The organism is Pseudomonas sp. RA_15y_Pfl1_P11 (assembly GCF_963970975.1).
Lineage (GTDB): Bacteria > Pseudomonadota > Gammaproteobacteria > Pseudomonadales > Pseudomonadaceae > Aquipseudomonas > Aquipseudomonas tritici.
The window spans coordinates 124602-144964 of record NZ_CAXAOY010000010.1; the positions used below are offsets into that span (position 1 = coordinate 124602).

At 61.3% G+C, this 20363-nt stretch carries 16 protein-coding genes; 7 read left to right on the forward strand and 9 right to left on the reverse strand.

The features are described 5' to 3' along the window. Nucleotides 1–105 precede the first annotated feature (105 nt). Both AACY44_RS14860 and AACY44_RS14865 read right to left on the reverse strand, forming a co-directional pair. Nucleotides 106–2541, reverse strand: coding sequence for a TonB-dependent siderophore receptor (locus AACY44_RS14860; RefSeq protein WP_339530515.1), 2436 nt, complete (start codon nucleotides 2539–2541; stop codon nucleotides 106–108). Nucleotides 2542–2651: 110 nt separating this feature from the next. Further along, the gene (locus AACY44_RS14865; RefSeq protein WP_339530517.1) at nucleotides 2652–4304 is read right to left on the reverse strand and encodes a cyclic peptide export ABC transporter; all 1653 of its coding nucleotides are present in this window, start codon (nucleotides 4302–4304) and stop codon (nucleotides 2652–2654) included. 200 nt (nucleotides 4305–4504) lie between these two features. Here AACY44_RS14865 and AACY44_RS14870 point away from each other — a divergent pair, with 200 nt between their 5' ends. Beyond that, nucleotides 4505–5332, forward strand: coding sequence for a N(5)-hydroxyornithine transformylase PvdF (locus tag AACY44_RS14870; RefSeq protein ID WP_339530519.1), 828 nt, complete (start codon nucleotides 4505–4507; stop codon nucleotides 5330–5332). A 135-nt stretch (nucleotides 5333–5467) separates the two neighbouring features. On the opposite strand, the gene pvdO is transcribed toward AACY44_RS14870, so the two are convergent. Genes pvdO through pvdM form a run of 3 tightly spaced genes read right to left on the reverse strand, consistent with a single transcriptional unit; the run spans nucleotide 5468 to nucleotide 9014 of the window. After that, entirely contained in the window at nucleotides 5468–6340 is an 873-nt protein-coding gene (pvdO, locus tag AACY44_RS14875) for a dihydropyoverdine dehydrogenase (RefSeq protein ID WP_339530521.1), read from the reverse strand. 34 nt (nucleotides 6341–6374) lie between these two features. Beyond that, nucleotides 6375–7646: a pyoverdine-tailoring periplasmic protein PvdN gene (gene pvdN / locus AACY44_RS14880; protein ID WP_339530523.1), complete on the reverse strand. Its 1272-nt coding sequence runs from the start codon at nucleotides 7644–7646 to the stop codon at nucleotides 6375–6377. Between the two features lie 18 nt (nucleotides 7647–7664). After that, nucleotides 7665–9014 carry a pyoverdine-tailoring dipeptidase-like protein PvdM gene (gene pvdM / locus AACY44_RS14885; RefSeq protein ID WP_339420400.1) on the reverse strand — a complete coding sequence of 450 codons (1350 nt, stop codon included), beginning with the start codon at nucleotides 9012–9014 and terminating at the stop codon, nucleotides 7665–7667. A gap of 142 nt (nucleotides 9015–9156) precedes the next feature. Between pvdM and pvdP the strand changes: the two genes are divergently transcribed. After that, nucleotides 9157–10788 (forward strand): pyoverdine maturation tyrosinase PvdP, encoded by a 1632-nt coding sequence (gene pvdP / locus AACY44_RS14890; RefSeq protein WP_339456182.1) that lies wholly within the window; start codon nucleotides 9157–9159, stop codon nucleotides 10786–10788. A 48-nt stretch (nucleotides 10789–10836) separates the two neighbouring features. Here the strand turns inward: pvdP and AACY44_RS14895 are convergent, their stop codons facing one another. Beyond that, a complete protein-coding gene (locus tag AACY44_RS14895) occupies nucleotides 10837–11514 on the reverse strand; it encodes a response regulator transcription factor (protein WP_339420402.1) in 678 nt (225 codons plus the stop codon). 155 nt (nucleotides 11515–11669) lie between these two features. Then, a complete protein-coding gene (locus AACY44_RS14900) occupies nucleotides 11670–12905 on the reverse strand; it encodes a methionine gamma-lyase (RefSeq protein ID WP_339420403.1) in 1236 nt (411 codons plus the stop codon). A 123-nt stretch (nucleotides 12906–13028) separates the two neighbouring features. On the opposite strand from AACY44_RS14900, the gene AACY44_RS14905 reads away from it, so the two are divergent. From AACY44_RS14905 to AACY44_RS14925, 5 genes are all read left to right on the forward strand, one after another. Continuing rightward, nucleotides 13029–13499, forward strand: a complete 471-nt coding sequence (locus tag AACY44_RS14905; RefSeq protein ID WP_016976082.1) for an Lrp/AsnC family transcriptional regulator — start codon at nucleotides 13029–13031, stop codon at nucleotides 13497–13499. A 728-nt stretch (nucleotides 13500–14227) separates the two neighbouring features. Further along, nucleotides 14228–14818, forward strand: coding sequence for an antibiotic biosynthesis monooxygenase (locus AACY44_RS14910; protein WP_339420404.1), 591 nt, complete (start codon nucleotides 14228–14230; stop codon nucleotides 14816–14818). Continuing rightward, entirely contained in the window at nucleotides 14815–16653 is a 1839-nt protein-coding gene (locus AACY44_RS14915; RefSeq protein WP_339457382.1) for an amidohydrolase, read from the forward strand. The genes AACY44_RS14910 and AACY44_RS14915 overlap by 4 nt, the downstream gene beginning before the upstream one ends. A gap of 28 nt (nucleotides 16654–16681) precedes the next feature. Continuing rightward, nucleotides 16682–17299, forward strand: a complete 618-nt coding sequence (gene ycaC / locus AACY44_RS14920) for an isochorismate family cysteine hydrolase YcaC (RefSeq protein WP_339457383.1) — start codon at nucleotides 16682–16684, stop codon at nucleotides 17297–17299. Nucleotides 17300–17480: 181 nt separating this feature from the next. Further along, nucleotides 17481–18362, forward strand: a complete 882-nt coding sequence (locus tag AACY44_RS14925; protein ID WP_339420407.1) for a LysR family transcriptional regulator — start codon at nucleotides 17481–17483, stop codon at nucleotides 18360–18362. Here AACY44_RS14925 and AACY44_RS14930 read toward each other — a convergent pair. Next, nucleotides 18349–19386 carry an AraC family transcriptional regulator gene (locus AACY44_RS14930; RefSeq protein ID WP_339439467.1) on the reverse strand — a complete coding sequence of 346 codons (1038 nt, stop codon included), beginning with the start codon at nucleotides 19384–19386 and terminating at the stop codon, nucleotides 18349–18351. The two genes, AACY44_RS14925 and AACY44_RS14930, sit on opposite strands and share 14 nt — an antisense overlap. Before the next feature lies 1 nt (nucleotide 19387). Beyond that, nucleotides 19388–20302 carry a GGDEF domain-containing protein gene (locus AACY44_RS14935; RefSeq protein WP_339420409.1) on the reverse strand — a complete coding sequence of 305 codons (915 nt, stop codon included), beginning with the start codon at nucleotides 20300–20302 and terminating at the stop codon, nucleotides 19388–19390. Nucleotides 20303–20363: the final 61 nt, after the last annotated feature.

Consider the following 20363-nt stretch of genomic DNA (forward strand, 5'->3'; position numbering starts at 1 on the left):
TAGCTCACTCGCCACAGGGGAGGGCGGGATACAAAAAAGCCCGATGAAAGCAGCGCTTCCATCGGGCTTTTGGTTGATCGCCGCCAGGGCGATCAAGGCATCACATCAGAAGTCCCAGCGGGTGCTGAACATCACGTTGCGCGGCTCGCCGTAAGCGGCCGAGTTATAGAAGCCCACGTTGGTGTAGTAGGACTTGTCGAAGATGTTGTTGAAGTTGACAGTCGCCGAGAGGTTCTTGGTGACCTGGTAGCGGGTCATCAAGTCCACCAGCCAATAGGACTCCTGGGTGATGTCCTGGTTGGTGTTGAGCTGCGAGTTGTAGATTTCATTCCAACCCTTGCTCTGCCAGCGCAGGCCGCCACCGATGGTGAACTTGTCGAGATCGCCCTTGAGTTTGTAAGTGGTGTTCAGGTTGACCTGGTGCTCAGGTTCGAAGGTGGAGATCTTCTTGTCGTCTGCGTCCCGCACGATCTTGTGGGTGTAACCGCCTTGTACTTGCCAGCCGGGCGCCAGCTCACCTGAGATTTCTGCTTCGTAACCCTTGGTGACGGCCTTGGAGCTCTTGAACGCATAGTTTTGCGGGGAAGGAGTCTGGTTGTTATAGGCATCGTCCGGGATGGCACGGTTGTCTTCATGCACTTCGAAGTAGGCAATGCTGGTGTTCAAGCGACCGTCGAGAAACTCGCCCTTCAGGCCCAGCTCGTAGTTTTGGCCTTCGTCCGGTTCCAGCAACGTCTGGTTGCGGTCTTTGTACGTGCTTTCCTGGGGTTGGAAGATATCGGTGTAGCTGGTGTAGACCGAGAGATTGTCGTTCAGGTCGTAGATCACGCCGGCATACGGCACGAACCGGCCGGTTTCCTTGTAGGAAGGGTTGATACCGGTGACGTGGTAGTTGGCGACGCGACCACCGAGAATCACGTGCAGGTCATCCATCACGTTCAAGCGTGTGGTCATGTAGTAGCCGGTCTGGCGGATGGTATCGTCAATGTATTGCTGGACAGGGCCGTAGATCGGCTTGGCGATATGGCCATTCCAGTTGTAGAAATCGACTTTGTTGCCGCCTGGCCAATCCGGCGACCAGTACCCCTTGCCTTGCCAGCGCGACGTGCCGATCGAGCCGCCCACCACCAGTTCATGTTCGCGGCCAAACAGGCTGAAAGGCCCGGTGGCGTAGAGGTCGGCGGAGGTGCTTTTGGTTTCGCCGGTGTATTTCTGACCGTTGACCTCGGCGGTGCCATCGGCTGCCGGCTGGACAAACTGGATCGAACCAAGGTCAGCATGGTAGCTGTTGATCTTGTGGTCGAGCTGGAATTTGGTGACCCAGCCGTCACCCATATCATGCTCAAGCATGGCAAAGGCGGTGCGGGTGTTCTGTTCCCAGGAGCTCCAGGTGGCGCCGTTGTTGTAGGAGCGTGGCATCTTGTTGATGCTGCCGTTGGAGTTGACCAACGGGAACGAACCGGACCAGCTGGAGCCTTTCGGAATGTTGTCCTGATAGTCGAATCCGACGGTCAACATGGTGTCGGGGGACAGGTCAAACTCGGTAATGCCGTAGTAGGTTTCGGTCTTGCGCGAGTAATGGTCCATGAAGGACTTTTTGTCCTGGTACGCCGCCACTGCACGGCCCCGGACATTGCCGCTATCGGTCAACGGACCGCTCACATCCACTTCGCTGCGATAGTTGTCCCAGGAGCCGGCGCCCAATTGCACATGGCCCTTGAATTCCGACGTCGGCTTCTTGCGGATCAAGTTGATGGTCGCGCCCAGGGAGCCGGCGCCGTTGAGCAGGCCGGTGGCACCCTTGAGCACTTCGACGCGGTCGTAGATCGCCATGTCGCTGAGGGTGTTCCCCGCCGAGTAGCCGACGTTGCGCACGGTGGACGGAATACCGTCGTACTGGAAACTGTTGACCGGGAACCCACGCGAGTAATAGTTGGTACGGTCGGTGTCATAGGCCGATACGGTGATGCCAGGCGTGTGGCGCATGACGTCATCGACGTTGTTGAGACCGAAGTCCTCGATATGTTGGCGGGTAATCACCGTGATCGACTGCGGAGTTTCCCGCGGGGTCAGGGTCAGCCGCGTGGCCGTGGCAATGGTGCCCGGCGTGTAGGAGCCGGAGCCCTCGGTGATGTTGCCCAGCACGTTGCCGGTCACTTGGGTCGGACTCAATTCCAGCCCGGCGGACGCGCCGGCGGCGGTAACGGTCAGCGCGTTGCCACTGAGGCTATGGGTGGTCGAAGTGCCTGCCAGCATGGTGTTGATCGCCTGCTGCGGATCCAATTTACCTTTGATCGCCGTGCTGTTTTTTCCCGCCACGTCGGTCGGGCTGTACAGCACCTGCAGGTTGGCCTGGCGGCCGAATTCCTGCAGTGCACTCCCCAGTGCCTGTGCTGGAATATCCAACTCGATCTCCTGTGCCTGCACATAGCCGGCAACCGGCAGCGATACCGCTAGGGCAAGCGCGCTCGGCAGGAGGTTGATGTTCAGGGCCCTGGTTAGCGCTTTGCTCAGTGGGCTGAGACCGAGTCGTGCTGACATGGATGGTTTCTCTTCTATATTTTAAGTGGGCAGATTTTAATGTTTATTGAGGTTAGTTCTCATTACCACTAGTGAGACGTTCCTACTTCGGAAAACCGGAAAAGAAAATTTCATGCAGGCTCCATTTCATGCACTACCTGGCCGGCGCGCAGCCGTACCAACTGATCGGCGATGTCGAAATAGCGGTCGTCATGGCTGATCACAATGATGGTTTTGCCCAGGCGCTTGAGGTCCGGCAGCAGCTCGGTATAGAAAATCCGGCGGAAGGCCGGGTCCTGGTCGGCGGCCCATTCGTCGAACACCAGCACTGGGCGTTCTTCCAGCCAGGCGTTGACCAGTGCCAGACGCTTGCGCTGGCCGGTGGACAGGTCGGTGGTGCTGAACACACCGTCCTTGACGCTGACCTTGTGCGCGATCTCCAGGCGTTCCAGGTATTTAGTGGCGCTGTCCAGTGACTGGGTGGCGCTGCCCTGGACCAGGTCGTCGAACAGGTAGTAGTCGGCGAATACCGTGGTGAACAATTGGCGATAGTCATCGCGCTCGGGGTCGGTCACGGCCTTGCCGTTGAGCAGGATTTCACCGGACTGCGGCGGGTAGAGCCCCAGCAGCAATTTGATCAGCGTGGTCTTGCCACTGCCGTTTTCGCCGACGATAAATACGATGTCGCCGTGGGCAATGCTCAGGTTGATCGGCCCCAGGTGAAACGGTTCGCTGCCTTCCACGGCCGGAGGGCTGTAGCTCACGTTTCGCAGTTCAAGGCTGTTGACGATCGGTGTCGGCGCCTCGCTGTCATCCATCAGCAGGTGCGGTTCAGGAGAGGAGAAGCGCTCCGACAGCTCGCTGATACGCCCGAAGGCAATCTTCGCCTTGCCCACCACGGGCAGGTAACCCAGCAGGTGTTCCAGCGGGCCTTTCATGTACAACAGCACCAGCACGAAGCCGGTGATCACGGCCGGGTCCGGGTTCGGGTTATAGGCCTGCATCGCCAGGGCCAGGCCGATGACCACGAAGAACAGCATCGAGCCGAAGGTCTTGGCGAGGATGTAGATGTTGACCGAACGCACCTGGATATCGCTGATGCGATCCGCCGTTTCCTGGATACGGTGGGTGTTCATGCGAAAGCGCCGTGGCCGATGCATGCGCAGTTCCTTGGCGCCGGACGCGATGGCGTTGTAATAACGCTGCAATTCGTCTTCATGGCTGCGTGCAAGGTCGAAGCCTTGGATACCTTTGCCGCCGGCGATGAACTGCACGGCGCTGCCAATCACGATGGCGACGACCATCATCAGGAACATCGGCACCGACAGGTACGCCAGGTAGCCCAGGCAGCCCAGCGTCACCGTGGCGGCAATGGCCAAAGGCGTGAACGCGAAGGAGAAGTCGCTGATGGTGTCGACATCGTGGGTCAGCACCGGGATCAGACGGTGGGAGCGATACTGTTCGATCTGCTCGATGGGCGCCGACAGCACCTTTTCACCCAGGTCCTTGCGCAGGGCGGCGATGATCCGCTGGCCCACATAGTTGGTACCGATATCGGAGACGATCGAACTGGTGAGCGCCAGCACACACAACGCCGCAAACGTCAGAATCACCCCCTGCGTCATCCCGGTGGACGAGTGCAGGGCATTATTGATGGTCGCCAGCAAAAAGGTGATGGCCAGGCCGCCGGCCATGCCCAGGGCGACGGAGACGCTGACGATGGCGCGAAAGGGCCTGAGCAATGCGAGCAAACCGTTGAAGGCGCCGCGCTTGGGGTCGGTCATAAATACTTCCCGGAAAGTGAACAAGAGGGGGCTGGGCACACAGACCCTTACCCATGACAAACGAAGGATTGGCGCGACTATTTAGCTCGGTGCGCTCAGTGGTGGCGGTGGCGGATAAATTGCGCGGCGGCTGGTTCGTTCTTGTGGTGTAGGCGCACGCGCATTGGCGCGTGCCTGATCTATCCAGCGAGAGCGAAACAATGACCAAAAAGAATCTGGTGTACGTGTGGTCCCTGCGCAATGCCGCGGCTGACAAGGCCGGGCAGCCGGTGGCCTACAAAGACCACGAGCGCTACATGATGTCGGTGTTGGAATCCCTGGTGGGGGCGCTGAACGACACGCCGCTGGGTGAGGCTTACCATTTGGTGGGGGTGGTGTACGACGATGACGAGCAGAACCCGCGTGACCAGCAACTGGTCAGCGACTACGGCTTTGCCTACCAGCCGGGCCGCCAATGGCTGTACCCGGCCGACCTGCGCGTGCAAGGCCGGCTGGTCAATGACTTGCTGCTGAGCGTGCCGTCCACCTACCGGCGCTTGCCACGGGGCAGCGCAGAACACATCGCCGGCAAGCAGGACTTCGAGCGCCGCCTGCACGACACGCTGGTGGAATTGAAAGCGGACATCGTGGTGCTCGACGGCCTGCTGGTGATTCTCGATGAACTGGTGCGTCCGGGCGCGCCGTTTGCCCGTCGCATCATGAACATCCACCCCGGCATTACCCGCATCGAATCGCCGTACGAGCGCCGTGGCGCCTATGCCACCTGGAACGCCCTGTACGGTGCGCGGGGGCTGACGGTCACGGATTGGGCGACCAAAACCACCACGCCCTCCGAGCCGCTGTACCTCACCGGTGCCTCGTTCCACTACGTGGACAACGGTATTGACTCGGGCGAAGTGTTCCACGACGTGCTCAAGACTGAGATCGCGCCGGATGACACCATCCTTGAGTTGCGCTGGAACAACTTCAACAACAGCCTGTTCCCGGCGCTGCATGAAGGGTTGGCGTTGTTGGCGCAGAAGGGCTGACCGCAATTTTCCTGAGGCATGCGGTCCAAATGTGGGAGCTGGCTTGCCTGCGATGGCGGTGGGTCAGACACATTGATGTTAGCTGACCTGCCGCCATCGCAGGCAAGCCAGCTCCCACATTGAAGGGTGTCCGTGTTACAGGTCGCGCACTACCCGAAACCCGATCCAATCCCCCCGCGTCTGCGGGTAGATGGTGTTGCGGTTGCCCGAGCGCGAAAACACCGGCGCCTCGCCCCAGTCATTGCCGCGAATCATGTAGCCCTCGCAGTTCGGCTCCACCCACGCACTGCCATCGGTAGGCGCACCGATGTAGTTGGGATGTTCGCAGTCAGCCACGCGCTCATACACGTTGCCATGCATGTCGTACATGCCGAAGGCATTCGGCGGGTAGCTGCCCACGGGTGAGGAATAGCTGTAGCCATCGGCCGGGCCATAGGTGTTCGCATGCTTGGCGATGCTGTAGCCCTTGCCCTCATCGAACGGGAAGGGGAACGGCCCGGTCGAGCCCGCGCGCGCGGCGTATTCGCGTTGGGCTTCGCTGACCATGTGGTACTGCTGGCCGGTTTTCTTCGACAGCCAGGCCACGTACTGCTTGATGTCGTCCATGTCCATGCACACCGCCGGTTGGCGTGGGCCCTGGGGGTAACGCGGCTTGCTGGCGATGCATTCGCGACCGGGGCGGGTGTCGCCATCGGCGATGTTCACGCCGGTCTGGCGGATGTAGCTGTCCCACTCACCGGCGGTGATATGAAAGCGGCTCATGGCGAACGGCTTGGCGAAGGTCACTTCATGCAACGGGCCTTCGTCCGGCTCGCGGCCGACTTCGCCCTCGGAGGTGCCCATGGTGAAGGTGCCGGCGGGGAGTACCACCATCTCCGGGCAGTCCTTGCAGTCCTTGAACACTTTGCCGGGTTGCGGCGCGGCGGCTTGGGCCAGGTTGGGCAGGAGTGCGCCGCACAGGGCGGTCAGTGCCAGTGCCGTGAGGGGTTTGAGTCGGGATGGATTCATATGGGCATCTCGTTCAAAGAAAAAAGGGTGAGCGTCACACCTGCTGGCGAAGCAAGGTCATGAAACGCTGGATTTCATCGGAGGAATTGAGCAGGCCAGGGGCGGTGCGGATTACCGGGCCGACATCACGGTTCACCGCGTCGATCACCACACGGCGTTTCATCATGTTGGCCGCGACGGCATCACAGTCCCTTCCCTTGACGCGGAAGAAGGTGAAGCCGGCCGACAGTTCGGGGCTGCACGGCGTGACCAGTTCGATCTGCGGCTGTGCCAACAGCTGCTCCTTGAGTTCGGTATTCAACTCACGAATGCGTGCCTGCACCTGCGCCTTGCCCAGTTGCAAGTGCAGCTTGAACGCCTCATCCGCCGCCCAGCGATGCTCGAAGGCGTGGTAGCCGCCCGGGGTCATGATGGTGGCGAAGTCCTTCTCTTCGGAGAAGGTCGGCACCATCGGTGTCACGTATTTGTTTTCGGGGTCGCGGGCGCAGACCAGCCCGGTGCCGCGCGGGCCGAACATCCACTTGTGGGTGCCGGCGATGAAAAAGTCGCAATGCATGTCCGGAAAGTCGAGGTTTTCCACGCCGAAACCATGCACGCCATCCACCACATAGAGGATGCGGTCCTGGTCGTCGCGGTTGCGGTTGTGTTCATCCACCAGCGTGCCGATCTCGCCGATGGGCAGTTTTACGCCGCTGCCGGACTGCACCCAGGTCATGCCGAGCACGCGGGTGTTGGGGCGGATATGGCGCTGGATGTTGCCCAGCACCTCGTCGGCGGACACGCGGTGGGCGCTTTCGAATAACGTGATCCGGCGCACCTGGGTGCCTTCTTTGAGTGCGCGATAGTCCAGCACATGTTGGGTGGCGTAGTGCTCGTGGACGGTCGTAAGGATTTCCTGATCGGGCCGTACCTTGATCCCGCCGTAGATCATCGCCAACCCTTCCGAAGTGCTGCCGGTGAGGGCGATCTGTGCAGGGGTGGCCTGCAAATAGCGGCCGGCCCACTCACGTACCTGGCCTTCGCGCTTCCAGGTTTCTTGCAGGTCCCAATCCATCGCCAGCCCTGGGTTGCGGTCGATCTGCACCCGGTAACGCTCGATGGCCTCGCGTACTGGCTTGGGGTGCGAAGCCACCAGAAAGTTGGAGAAGTGCAGGTAATCCGGGTCTTGGTTGAACAGCTGCTTGAGGCCCGTCCATGGGGCATCTGTGGTGTTGGCGGCGATTGCTTGCGGGAGCAGCGCGGCGCCCAGTGGCAGGCTGGCGGCAAATACACCCGCCTGCTTGAGGAACGTACGGCGGTCGGTCATGGACGTGCTTCTAAGTGATTAGCGGTTGGCCAATGGCTTGGCGGCTTTTTGTACCTGGTCCCACACGCGCAGGAAGTTGCCTCCCCACAGTTTGGCGATATCGGCTTCGGAGTAGCCGCGCTGGATCAGTTCGGCGGTCACGTTGCGTATCTCGCCGACGTTGTCCCAGCCCTGGATGCCGCCGCCGTCGTTGAAGTCCGAGGCGATGCCGACATGATCAATCCCGATCTTGCGCACCGTGTAGTCGACGGCGTCGCCCCAATCCTTGAGCGTGGCCTTGGGCTCCTCTTCAAGAATGCCGTACAGGCCTTGGGCATATTGGCCGAACTTCTGCTCGGGCCAGGCGGCAATGATCGCGTCGCCCGGCATCAAGGCCATGGCCAGGTTGGGCAGGGGAGGCAGGTCGAAACGTGCGCGCAGGGCATTGAGTTTGTCTTGGGTCGGCTGGCTCAAGGGGCGTAGATACGCCGGGAACCCCACGACCTGAACCACGCCGCCGCTGTTCTTGATCAGTTGCAGTTCCTTGTCACTGAGGTTGCGCGGGATATCCACCGACGCGCGTGGCGCTGAATGGGAGGCCACCATCGGCGTGCGGCTCAGCTGCGCCACTTGCTCGAGGGCCTTGGTCGACATCTGCGACACATCGATGATCACGCCCAGGTCGTTGAGGCGGTGCACGGCTTGCTGGCCAATCGGCGACAAACCTTCGAGTGCGTCGGCGGAGTCATTGAAAAATGGCAGTGGGCGCGAAGAATCGGACCAGGTGTTATTGCCGATATAGCTGAACCCGAACATGCGCATGCCGCGTGCGGCCCACAGGTCCAGCTGGTTCAAGTCGTTGCCCAAGGGGTAGGCATTGAGCATGCTGATAAAGATCGCGAACTTGCCCTCGCCATGCAGGCGCCGGAAGTCGTCCGGGGTGTAGGCAATGCCCACTTGGTTGGGAAAGTCGCGGACCATGCCGGAGATGATCTTGAAGCGCACCTCTTGCTCATGGCGTGCCTCTTCGACAAAACCGTCGGTGGGCTTGTGCGGGGCGTTGGGGCCGTTCCAGATTTCCGGCCAGCCAAAAATCGTCAGGGCCGCGCCGGACAAGCGCCCGCGCGCCGCCTTGGCCAGGTCGAACTGGCCGTTGCCATCTTTGTCTGCCTCGTTGTCGATGCCGCCGAAATCCAGGGGCACGGTGATATGGCTGTCGAATGACAACAGGCGATCCTGCATTTCATTGGCCTGCTTGATCACCTCCAGCGGGTAGCCGGCATTGCCCCTGAACCAGTGATCCCAGGCCAGGAAGCCGGCCCCGGCGCCAATGGCGAGTGCCAGCGGCAAGCCGATATACAACGCCTTTTTCGAACGTGGTTTTGTCATTGCCATCTCAGTCAGTTGAGGCCTTTGCTATCAGGGAAGAACGAGTGATGGGCGGGGAAATTTAGGCGGCGAGGGCGCGCCGGTAAATTTCCCCGGCGTGCAAACGTTCTAGCTCTGATAAAGCCGTTTCCTAAGGTAGACAATGACCATCTCTCGACGTGGGTTCATCGCAGGCCTGGCGCTGACAGGCGCTGCGGTGCCAGCAGCCTTCTATGCCCATCGCGAGCTGACGCGCGAAGAAGAATTCCCCATCACCCCCGGCGAAGCCACGGTGGACCTGGCCGACACCGCCGGCCAGCACCTGGCGAACACCCTGCGAGGGGTCTGGAACCTACGACTGGAAGGTCGCGACGCGGGCCTCAAGCGCTTACCGTTGCAAGGCCTGATGTTGCTGCTCGACATTGCCCCCCGGGGGCGCGGCCTGCGCGGCTACCTGGACACTGCCGCCAACCTGCGCGCTGAGGGTGAGCCTCGTTACCGGGTGCTCGGGGACCTGCTGACGGGTGAGGGTGCCGTGCTGTATTGGCGGTTGATCGACCGCGACTCGGCCGATGGCCTACCCGCCTACGAATTCAAGATGACCCTTGATGAGGTCTGGGCCAACTTCGCCAATGCCGGCAGCGGCACCCTCAGCGGGCAGATTCTTGAGCTGGACCGGCCGCTCGCGCTGGTTGAGCGCGACAATCGTTTTATCGCCCACAAGCAAGCGTTTCCTGAAGCGCGCGAACGCATCGGCCTCAACCCGGCCCTGTTGGCCTGGCTGATTGCTCCCGAGCACCGCTTGTTCCACCAACTGTGGCACGCCACCCGCGACCAATGGCACAAACTCTCCGAAGAAAAACGCGACGCTCTGCGCGGCATCGGCTGGCAACCCGGCCCGCGGGGCCAGGAGCGCGACGCCCGGGGCACGCGCAAAGACCGCAACGGCTCGGGCATCGACTTCTTCTTCATGCACCGGCACATGCTCGGCACCGCGCGCGCCCTGCAGGATTTGCCCTCGTGGCCGCAATTCCCCGAACCGCAGCCGGCGCTGGAGCGTGATCGACTGGGCTTCCTGCGTTACTTCGACAACCACGACGGCTTCGCGCTGCCGCCCACGTGGTCGGCGCCGGATGACAGCGCCTACACCCAGTGGGTCAGCGACATCAAGGCCGCCGAGACCTATCACAGCAACTTTCAGGTGTGGGAGTCGCAGTACCGCGACCCCCGCTATTTGTCCAAACTGACACTCGGGCAGTTGGGTTCAGAGATGGAACTGGGCCTGCACGACTGGCTGCACATGCGCTGGGCCTCGGTGCCGCGTGACCCCTCCAACGGTGCGCCGGTGCCGTTCGCCCGTGACCCGTCCGACTTCGCCCCACGCTGGTACACGGCGCAGAACGACTTTCTCGGCGACCCATTTTCCTCCCACGTGAACCCGGTGTTCTGGCACTTTCACGGCTGGATCGACGACCGTATCGAAGACTGGTTTCGCGCCCATGAGCGCTTCAATCCGGGTGAAGTCCGCCGCATGCAAGTCAACGGCGTGGCCTGGTTCGCGCCGGGCCGCTGGGTCGAGGTGGGAGACCCGTGGCTGGGCCCGGACACGCATGGCTGCAGTACGACGCCGGGGTTGCAGAGGGGGCGGTCGATGGAAATGGACCCGGAGACCATGAAGCTGGCGCTGCGGATCACCTTTGGCGAAGACGACGGCATGTTGCAGGGGCTATTCAAGCGAGTGCCAAAGCGGCCCTGGTATGCGCGGCATCTGAAGCTGAAGCCGCGCGAGGTTTGAGTGCCCGGCTGCGCCCCGACAAGCCAGCGCCCTAGGGGCAGCGGTGCTTCATGGATGTGCAGCCGCGTCATCCTCCGTCGAATACAGCCACCGCAACAACGAATGCCGCCCACTGATCCCCAGCTTGATCGCTGCGCGTTTCAAGTAACTCTCAATGGTATTGACTTTCAATGCCAACTGCTCTGCCAGCTCCGGCGCCGTGCGCCCGGCCAGCAGCCCCAGGCACACCTCAAGCTCACGGTTGGACAACGTTAACCCCGACTGTACCAACCGCTCTTCAATGCGCCGGCGCAGGGTTTCGATAGCCTGGTTTTGCGGCATCACCGGGTCGCGGTCTTGACGGCACGGGTGGATTGCCGCGATGTGCTTTTCCACCAAGGGCAACAGCAGTGTGGAGAAGTCCTGCAGCAGGCTGCGTTCCTGCGGCGAGAAATTGTCTGACGGGTGTGAGCGATACACCGACAGCACGTAGCGTACGTCGTCCTTGTGGCGGGTGAGGTGCAATTGCGCGGCGTGCCGTTCCCCGTTCAGGGTTGCCACCGAGTCGGTATAGACCGGGCTGATCTTGCGGCGGGGGTGCCCGTCGGTGCTGACCTGCAATTGGGTGATATGGGTGGCGTCCACTGCCAGTTGGGTGAGGATGAGGTCATGCAGCATGCGTGGGAAATGGCGACTGCCGGTGCTGGCGATGACCTTGCCAATATGAGGGAACAAGTGTGCGTTCATCAATTCGTCCATGAGGCGTGCAGGTACTCGGCTTTATAGCGGCGGGGATTGAGAGGCTAGCCAATGCGAACAACCTGCCGTGATAGTCCTTCCCGCCGGGACCTATGCTAGTACAGCGTGGCGGCGGGAAGGGGATCCAATCTGAAAAGATCGGCTCAAACACTCACAAATTGAGTACGACGCGGCGCGGCGCGCGCGCACTTGGCCAGTGCCTGCTGCACATCCGCCAGCAAGTCCGCAACGTCCTCAAGCCCCACCGACAGACGCACCAGCCCTTCGCTGATCCCGTGCCGGGCGCGTTCCTCCGGAGTGTAGGTGGAATGGGTCATGCTCGCCGGGTGCTGCGCGAGTGACTCTGCGTCGCCCAGGCTGACCGCGCGGGTAAACAGCTTGAGTGCATTCATGAAACGACGTCCCGTCTCGAGGCCGCCCTTGAGTTCAAAGGCAATCATGCCCCCGGGCATTTTCATCTGGCGCGTCGCCAGTTCGTATTGTGGGAAGGCGCGCAGCCCTGGATACGTCACCCGCTCCACGGCCGGGTGCGCCTGCAGGGCTTCGGCCACCGCCTGAGCGTTGCTGCAATGGCGCTCCATGCGCAGGGCCAGGGTCTTGAGGCCGCGCATCAACAGCGAGGCGTCCTGGGGCGACATCACTGCGCCGGTCAGATCCTTGAGACCTTGCAGGCGAATACGCTGAGCCAGGGTCTGGTTGCTCACCGCAATGCCCGCGGTGATATCGCCGTGGCCGCTGAGGTATTTGGTCGCCGAATGCACCACTACATCGGCACCCAGGTCGAGGGGGCGCTGCAGGTAGGGCGTGCAGTAGGTGTTGTCGACCACTACGGTCACGTTGGGCTGCTGGTGGGCGAGAGCCGCCACGGCGGCGATATCCACCAGTTGCAGGTTGGGGTTGGCCGGGGTTTCGCAGTAGATCATGCGGGTGGCGGGGCAGAGTGCGGCTTGCAGGGCGGCCAGGTCAGTCAGGTCGACGTGCCGCACCTTGATCCCGAATTCGCCGATGCCATGGTGCAGCAGGGCGAAGGTGCAGCCGTAGAGGGTCTGGCTGACGATCACTTCATCGCCGGGCCGCAGCAGGGTCCAGAACGTCGCCGCAATCGCGCCCATGCCGGAGCTGAATGCCACCGCCGCCTCACCGTTTTCCAGGGTCGCCATGCGCGATTCCAACAACGCCAGGGTCGGGTTGGAAATGCGTGTGTAGAAGTGGCCACTGGCTTCACCGGCAAAACAGGCGGCGCCATATTCGGCGGTAGGGAAAGCGAAGGTGGCTGACAGGTAAATCGGTGGCACGAGCGCGCCGTGGTGGTCCTTGGGGTCATAGCCATGGTGGATGGCGCGGGTAGAAAAGCCGAGTGCATTGTGTTTATTGTTCATGTCGGGCGCTCCCTATTTCCTACAATGCTATGCTCATAACCAGAGATGAACGTTGCATTATTTGCTGTTAATTCCTGCATTTTTGGATGAAAGTCCTATAAAAATAACGAACAGAGGCACGTTATGCCCGTCAGTCTGGATCGTACCGACAAGGCTCTTTTAAACGCGTTGCAAGGCAACGCCCGGCTCACAGTGGCCGAATTGGCCGACCGCGTATCCCTGACCACCTCGCCGTGCTGGCGGCGGGTGCGAAACCTGGAAGAGAGCGGGGTGATCAGCGGGTATCAGGCGATTCTTTCGCCCAAGGCGCTGGGGTATGGGGTGACGGCATTTGTCAGCATCATGATGGAGAGTCATACCCAGGAAATTGCCCGGGCGTTTGAGCAAAGGTTGTTGGAGATTCCGGAGATTGTGGCGTGTCACAACGTGTCGGGGCGGTATGATTTTTTGCTTGAAGTGGTGGCGAAGGATCTAGAGTCGTTTGGCGAGTTTGCGCGGGAGGTGTTGCAGACGTTGCCTTGTGTTAAGGAGATTTACTCCAGTTTTTCTTATAAGTCGGTGCGGGCGTTGCGGGTGATTCCGTTGCCGGGGTGAAGCGCTGTTTTTTGTAAACATATCCGTTGTTTAGGTCACGGCCACCTACGGTTCCGCTCTTACAGCGGGTCACTTTTTGAAGAGCGCAAAAAGTAACCAAAAACGCTTTGCCCCGACACTCGGCACCTCGCCTAGGCTCGGTGTGCCCGAACGAAGGCTTGAATCCGTGGGTAACCCGGCGTCCTGCCGAGTTGCCTGCATCGCAGGCAAGCCAGCTCACACAATTTGGATCTCCATTCATCAGGCAGATATCAACCTTCTCTTGATCTGCTCTTGATCTGCTCTTGATCTGCTCTTGATCTGCTCTTGATCTGCTCTTGATCTGGCTTGTGATCTTGATCTTAGGCGCCCCGTCAAACACGCTGGCCGGAATTCGACATGGATTTGGGGGGTAAACCGGCAGGGATGCCGGTTTAGCCGCCCCGCGCCATGGATGGCGCGTGGCGGCGGCCCCCCAAATCCATGTCGGATTACGGGCACACCGAGCCTAAGCGAGGTGCCGAGTGTTGGGGCAAGAGCGCTTTGGTTACTTTCGCGCTTTTCGAAAGTGACCCGCTGTAAGAGCGGAACCATAGGTGGCCGTTACCTAAATAACGGATATGTGTACCCAACCCAACCCAACCCAACCCAACCCCCCCCCCCCAAACAGCACGTACATCCAATTTTCCCCACCCCACACCCCTGCAAACTAGCCTCACCGCTGAAACATCAAGGCAGAGGGGCACCCCATGGACCCAGCACCAAAACCAGGCTCCGATGAAGTCGTCACCCTGGTGGTCAAACACCTGATCAAACAAGGCCGTGAAGCCGATTACGAAGCCTGGCTACGCCGCATCGTGCGCATCGCCGGCGACCGTCCTGGCCATCTGGGCGTCGATGTGGTCCGCGGCAAGCAAGGCAAGCTGGCGATGTTCACCTGCATATTGCGCTACCGCTCCACCGACGACCTGGAAACCTGGCTCCACTCGTCCGAGCGCAAAACCCTGATTGCCGAAGCCGCCCCGATGCTCGCCGACGGCGACAACACCGAAATCGGCACGGTCAACGAATTTTGGTTCAACCCCGAAACTGAAAACACCCCCAAGCCGCCACGCTGGAAGCAGGCAGTGGTCACGCTGTTTGTAATCCTGCCGCTGACCCTGCTGGTGCCGATCATCTGGGGACCGGTACTGCGCCTGCACCCGTTCCTCTCCAATTATGTAGTCGCCACCTTCCTGGTCACCGTGACGATCGTTGTGCTTGTGGTGTACCTGCTGATGCCGGCGGCTACCCGCCTGTTCGCTCCCTGGCTTGAAACCTCTGTTAAGGAAACCCTATGAACGCCGATCTGATTCTGTTCAATGGCCAGTTCCACACCGTGGACCGTGAGAACCCACGTGCAACCGCTGTCGCCATCAGCCAGGGGCGATTTGTTGCCGTAGGCGCCGACGGTGAAGCCATGGCGCTACGTGGCAGCGGCACGAAGGTCATCGACCTCAAGGGCCGCACCGTCATCCCTGGCCTCAATGACTCGCACCTGCACCTTATCCGTGGGGGCCTGAACTACAACCTTGAACTGCGCTGGGAAGGTGTGCCGTCCCTGGCCGATGCCTTGCGCATGCTCAAAGACCAGGCTGATCGAACCCCTACGCCGCAATGGGTGCGTGTGGTCGGTGGCTGGAACGAATTCCAGTTCGCTGAAAAGCGCATGCCAACCCTGGAAGAACTCAACCAGGCCGCGCCGGATACTCCGGTGTTCGTGCTGCACCTCTACGACCGCGCCTTGCTCAACCGTGCCGCGCTGCGTGTGGCCGGCTACACCAAGGACACGCCAAACCCGCCGGGTGGCGAGATCGTGCGTGACAGCAACGGCAATCCCACCGGCATGCTGGTAGCGCGGCCTAACGCGATGATCCTGTATTCGACCCTGGCCAAGGGCCCGAAACTGCCGCTGGAATACCAGGTCAACTCGACCCGCCAGTTCATGCGCGAGCTCAATCGCCTGGGGCTCACCAGCGCCATTGATGCCGGCGGTGGTTTCCAGAACTACCCCGATGACTACGCGGTGATCGAACAACTGGCCAAGGACGAACAGTTGACGGTGCGCATCGCCTACAACCTGTTCACCCAAAAGCCCAAGGAAGAACTCAGCGACTTCAAAAACTGGACTGGCAGCGTCACCCTGCACCAGGGCGATGACTACCTGCGCCACAACGGCGCGGGCGAGATGCTGGTGTTCTCGGCGGCGGACTTCGAAGACTTCCTTGAGCCGCGCCCCGACTTGCCGCTGACCATGGAACAGGAGCTGGAGCCGGTGGTGCGCCATCTGGTGGAGCAGCGCTGGCCGTTCCGTCTGCACGCAACTTATGACGAATCCATCTCGCGCATGCTCGACGTGTTCGAGAAGGTCAACCGCGATATCCCGTTCAACGGTTTGCCGTGGTTCTTCGATCACGCCGAAACCATCACCCCGAAAAACATCGAGCGCGTGCGTGCCCTCGGCGGCGGGATTGCGATCCAGGACCGCATGGCGTTCCAGGGCGAGTACTTCGTCGAGCGTTACGGGGCCAAAGCTGCCGAAGCCACGCCGCCGATAAAGCGCATGTTGGCCGAAGGCGTACCGGTAGGGGCCGGCACTGACGCCACGCGGGTGTCGAGCTACAACCCATGGACCTCGTTGTACTGGATGGTCAGCGGCCGCACCGTCGGCGGCCTGGAGCTACACGCCGAAGGCCTGCCGCGCCTCACCGCGCTGGAACTGTTCACCCATGGCAGCGCCTGGTTCTCGTCTGAACAGGGCAAGAAGGGCCAGATCAAGGTTGGGCAATTGGCGGATGTGGCGGCACTGTCGGCGGACTTTTTCAGTGTCGATGAAGAAGCCATCAAGTGGATCGAATCGGTACTGACCGTGGTCGGCGGCAAGGTGGTCTACGGCGCCGGCGATTTCGAAGATTACGCACCGCCACGGGTTCCGGTGCTGCCGGACTGGTCGCCGGTGGTCAAGGTGCCGGGTCACTGGCGTCCAAGTTCGCCTTTGCAAGCTCAAGTTCACCAATGCAGCGGCCCGTGCGGCGTGCATGCCCACAGCCATGAAAAGGCGCGTCTTTGCAGCGTGCCGGTCAGCGACTTCCAGGGTTTCTGGGGTGCGTTTGGCTGCTCGTGCTTTGCTTTCTGAATCCCCTACATCCCACAGGAGTTACCCCATGACTTACAAGCGCTTGAACAAAGATGACGCCGTTGTCCTGTTGGTCGATCACCAGACCGGCCTGATCTCGCTGGTACAGGACTTCTCTCCGAACGAATTCAAGAACAACGTACTGGCCCTGGCCGACGTCGCTAAGTTCTTCAATCTGCCGACCATCCTCACCACCAGTTTTGAAAGCGGCCCTAACGGTCCACTGGTCCCAGAGCTCAAAGGCCTGTTCCCGGACGCGCCTTACATCCCGCGCCCTGGCCAGATCAACGCCTGGGACAACGAAGATTTCGTCAAGGCCGTCAAGGCGACCGGCCGCAAGCAGATCATCATCGCCGGCGTAGTGACTGACGTCTGCGTGGCGTTCCCAACCCTGTGCGCCCTGGATGAAGGCTTCGACGTGTTCGTGGTCACCGACGCTTCCGGCACCTTCAACGAAACCGTGCAACAAGCGGCCTGGGCGCGCATGACCGCCGCCGGTGCCCAACTGGTGAACTGGTTCTCCGTGGCTTGCGAGCTGCAAGTTGACTGGCGCAACGACATGGAAGGCCTGGCCAACCTGCTGTCGCCGCGCATCCCTAACTACCGCAACCTGATGAACAGCTACTCGGCGTTTACGGCCAAGTAAGCTGCGCCACAGAACACCGCTGAACCCTGTGGGAGCCGGGCTTGCCCGCGATGGCGGTGTGTCAGCTGACAGCAATGTTGGCTGACACACCGCTATCGCAGGCAAGCCAGCTCCCACACTTGATTTGTGGTGTGGCGACATACCCGCTATAAAAACCACAAATGTCCACCGAGAAGCGACAATGAACCCCTTTGAAGACATGCGCCTGTTCTGCCAGGTCATGGAGTCCGGCAGTTTTACCGCCGCCGCCGAACAGTTGGGCCTGTCCAAGCAGTTCGTCAGCCGCCGCCTGATCCAGCTGGAAGATCGCCTGGGCGTGCGCCTGCTCAACCGTTCCACACGCCGCCTGGATGTCACGCCACTCGGCCAGACTTATTACGAATCCGCCTTGCGCCTGCTCAGTGACGTCGAGCAAGTGGAGCAGGGCATTGCCGGGCAGAACAGCGAGCCACGCGGCACCCTTCGCCTCAGCGCGCCGTTGTCGTTTGCCATGGCCCATTTGGGCTGCCTGTTACCGCAGTTTTTGCAGCGCCATCCGCAGGTGTCGGTGGAAGTCGACTTAAGCGATCGCCCCGTGGACCTGATCGGCGAGGGCTACGATCTGGTGCTGCGCATTGGCACCCTGGAAGATTCCACCCTGATCGCCCGCCGTATTGCCAGCATCCCACGGGTGTACTGCGCCAGCCCCGGGTACCTGGCCCTGCGCGGTACGCCGTTGCAGCCCGAGGACCTGGCCCAGCACGATTGCCTGCCTTATGGCCATGGCCGCCAGGTGCAATGGCGCTTCAAAGGCAAGGTGCAGGCGCTGAATGTCAGCGGGCGCATGCGCGTCAATAACGGCGACCTGCTGCGCGATACCGCCATCGCCGGGCTGGGCGTGACGTACCTGCCGACGTTTATCGTCGGCGATGCGTTAAAGGACGGCCGCCTGGTCAGCGTATTGGATGACTTCGCCCCCGAAGCCCTGACGCTTTCGGCCGTTTACCCGCAACACCGGCAGAGCTCGCGACCGGTGCAGGCGCTGGTGGAGTTCCTGCGTGAATGCCTGGCTAGCGGCTGTTGAACAACTGCCGGATCAAGTTTGGCGTACTGCCGGTCCAGCGCTTGAATGAGCGGCGGAAGTTCGCCGCATCGTTGAAGTTCAGGTACGCCGCCACTTCATCATTGCTGTAACCCTTGACCTGGTACAGGTGCAGCGCCACCTGCTTGCGCACGCGGTCCACCTGCTGCTGAAAGCCGGTGTCGTGTTTGTGCAGCTTGCGCTTGAGGGTCGCCGGGCTCATGGCGAAGGCGTGCGCGGCCTGTTCCAGGCTGGGAGGCTGGCGCACCTGCTCGCGCAGGTAGTCGTTGAGGCAGTCGAGAAAACTGCCGGCAAAGCCCAACTGTTCGCTCTGCTCGCGGGCTTGTCGGCGCGCCACCTGGCCGGCCGTGGCCGAGGCGCCGGGCCACGTGCGGGTGAGGTATTCGCGGGGGATGCTCATCATGTCCAGCGGCCGTTCGAAGCGCGTTTCTTCGCCCAGATGCACCCAATACTGCTCAACATAACGCGGCTCGGCATGGCTGAAACTGCACGCCCACGGCAGACGCTCGCCGCTCAGCCATTGGCTCATTGCAACCAGCGAGGTCGTGCTGGCTTCGAGCAAAAAGCGCCAGTGCTCGCCGGCGCCGCAACTGTCCAGCCAGTAAAGGTAGGCATGGTGCTCATCCAGTTCCAGTTGCAGCGTGACCAACGGGCTGAGCAGCACCTGTTGCTGGATCAGGATTTCCAGGGCCTGATGCAAGTTCTGCGCATGGCCCAGGGCATGGCTGGCCGCGCCGTAATAGCCGGGCAGCAAGCGTTGGCCGAACAGGAAGCTGCTGTCGTCGGCGTCCAGCAACTTGCGGCTGTTGCCGATCAAACCGAGAAACTGTTGTGGGCTCAGTCGCGCGTTGCCGGCCAGGATATCCTCGTGGAACAGCCCGGTGCCGCGCAGCAGGCGATGGCTGTCGATGTCCCGGGACAACGCCAGGTCGATCAGCGTGGCGGGTTGATAGTGCCCGGGTATGAAGCGGCTGTCGGCTTCATACCAGTTGGTCTTAACGGCCATCTCAGGCACTTTTCGCCAGGGGCTGCTTGGCATGGGCCAGCGCCAGGTTAAGGCGCTTGAGCAAATCGTGGGGCGGCTCGTTCAGTGCCATCACCACCGCAGTGGTCGCCGCCAGTTGCAGGCGTTCGCCTTGTTGCCGGGTCTTGTGCGCCAGGCCGCGCACTGCTTGCTGCAACTCCAGCGCAAGCTCCTTGGCCTGGCGCTCGCCGGTATTGGGCAGCAGTACCACAAAACGATCGCCGGCCAGGCGGCACAGCAGGTCCTGGCGACGCAGGTTGAGCAACAGCAAATGGCTGAGGGCCTGCAACACTGCATCACCCTCGGCATGCCCGTAGGCCTGGTTGATCGCGGCGAAGTTGTCCAGGTCCAGAGCCAGCAAGGACAGCGGTTGTTGCTGGTCGAGGCTATCTTGCAGGCTGTCGGCCAACTGGCGCTTGAGATAGTCGGCGCCGGCCAGCGGCGTGAGTTTGTCGAACAACCGATGCTCGCGGAACAGCCGCTCGCGCTTTTCCATCTGCGCGCTGATCGCCAGTTGTTCGCGATGCCAGTGGTAGATGCCGATGGTCAGCAGGATCATGCCCACCGGCATCGGCCCGGATTCGAGCCAGTGGTCCCAGGTGATGCTGTCAGGCAGGCGGATGAATTCGTCGAGGCTGTCGATCCACCACGAGAAGAAGATGCACGACAGGCCCAGCGCCAGGTAGTTGGTGACGCGCCCGGCCGGGCGGCTCTTCAGCACCAGGCCCAGCCAGACCAATGCCAACAGCGCGGATCCGCCTTCGCCGAAGATGTCCAGCCACACCCACTCGCTGAAGCTTTTCAACTCGCCGCAGGCCAGGTGCAGGATCAGCCCGAGGTTGGCGGCGATCAGCAGCAGCGAGAGTTTCCAGCGGTGGGGTTTGAGCACGGAAAACATGGCCGCGAGTCCTCTGATGATTCAGTCGTGGGCGCCAGCACAGCAGATGGATGTGACGGTT

Bases quoted from the DNA above. Each gene is read 5' to 3' on its own strand.
- AACY44_RS14860 (WP_339530515.1), bottom strand. From the start codon at position 2,541: ATGTCAGCACGACTCGGTCTCAGCCCACTGAGCAAAGCGCTAACCAGG.
- AACY44_RS14865 (WP_339530517.1), bottom strand. From the start codon at position 4,304: ATGACCGACCCCAAGCGCGGCGCCTTCAACGGTTTGCTCGCATTGCTC.
- AACY44_RS14870 (WP_339530519.1), top strand. From the start codon at position 4,505: ATGACCAAAAAGAATCTGGTGTACGTGTGGTCCCTGCGCAATGCCGCG.
- pvdO (WP_339530521.1), bottom strand. From the start codon at position 6,340: ATGAATCCATCCCGACTCAAACCCCTCACGGCACTGGCACTGACCGCC.
- pvdN (WP_339530523.1), bottom strand. From the start codon at position 7,646: ATGACCGACCGCCGTACGTTCCTCAAGCAGGCGGGTGTATTTGCCGCC.
- pvdM (WP_339420400.1), bottom strand. From the start codon at position 9,014: ATGACAAAACCACGTTCGAAAAAGGCGTTGTATATCGGCTTGCCGCTG.
- pvdP (WP_339456182.1), top strand. From the start codon at position 9,157: ATGACCATCTCTCGACGTGGGTTCATCGCAGGCCTGGCGCTGACAGGC.
- AACY44_RS14895 (WP_339420402.1), bottom strand. From the start codon at position 11,514: ATGAACGCACACTTGTTCCCTCATATTGGCAAGGTCATCGCCAGCACC.
- AACY44_RS14900 (WP_339420403.1), bottom strand. From the start codon at position 12,905: ATGAACAATAAACACAATGCACTCGGCTTTTCTACCCGCGCCATCCAC.
- AACY44_RS14905 (WP_016976082.1), top strand. From the start codon at position 13,029: ATGCCCGTCAGTCTGGATCGTACCGACAAGGCTCTTTTAAACGCGTTG.
- AACY44_RS14910 (WP_339420404.1), top strand. From the start codon at position 14,228: ATGGACCCAGCACCAAAACCAGGCTCCGATGAAGTCGTCACCCTGGTG.
- AACY44_RS14915 (WP_339457382.1), top strand. From the start codon at position 14,815: ATGAACGCCGATCTGATTCTGTTCAATGGCCAGTTCCACACCGTGGAC.
- ycaC (WP_339457383.1), top strand. From the start codon at position 16,682: ATGACTTACAAGCGCTTGAACAAAGATGACGCCGTTGTCCTGTTGGTC.
- AACY44_RS14925 (WP_339420407.1), top strand. From the start codon at position 17,481: ATGAACCCCTTTGAAGACATGCGCCTGTTCTGCCAGGTCATGGAGTCC.
- AACY44_RS14930 (WP_339439467.1), bottom strand. From the start codon at position 19,386: ATGGCCGTTAAGACCAACTGGTATGAAGCCGACAGCCGCTTCATACCC.
- AACY44_RS14935 (WP_339420409.1), bottom strand. From the start codon at position 20,302: ATGTTTTCCGTGCTCAAACCCCACCGCTGGAAACTCTCGCTGCTGCTG.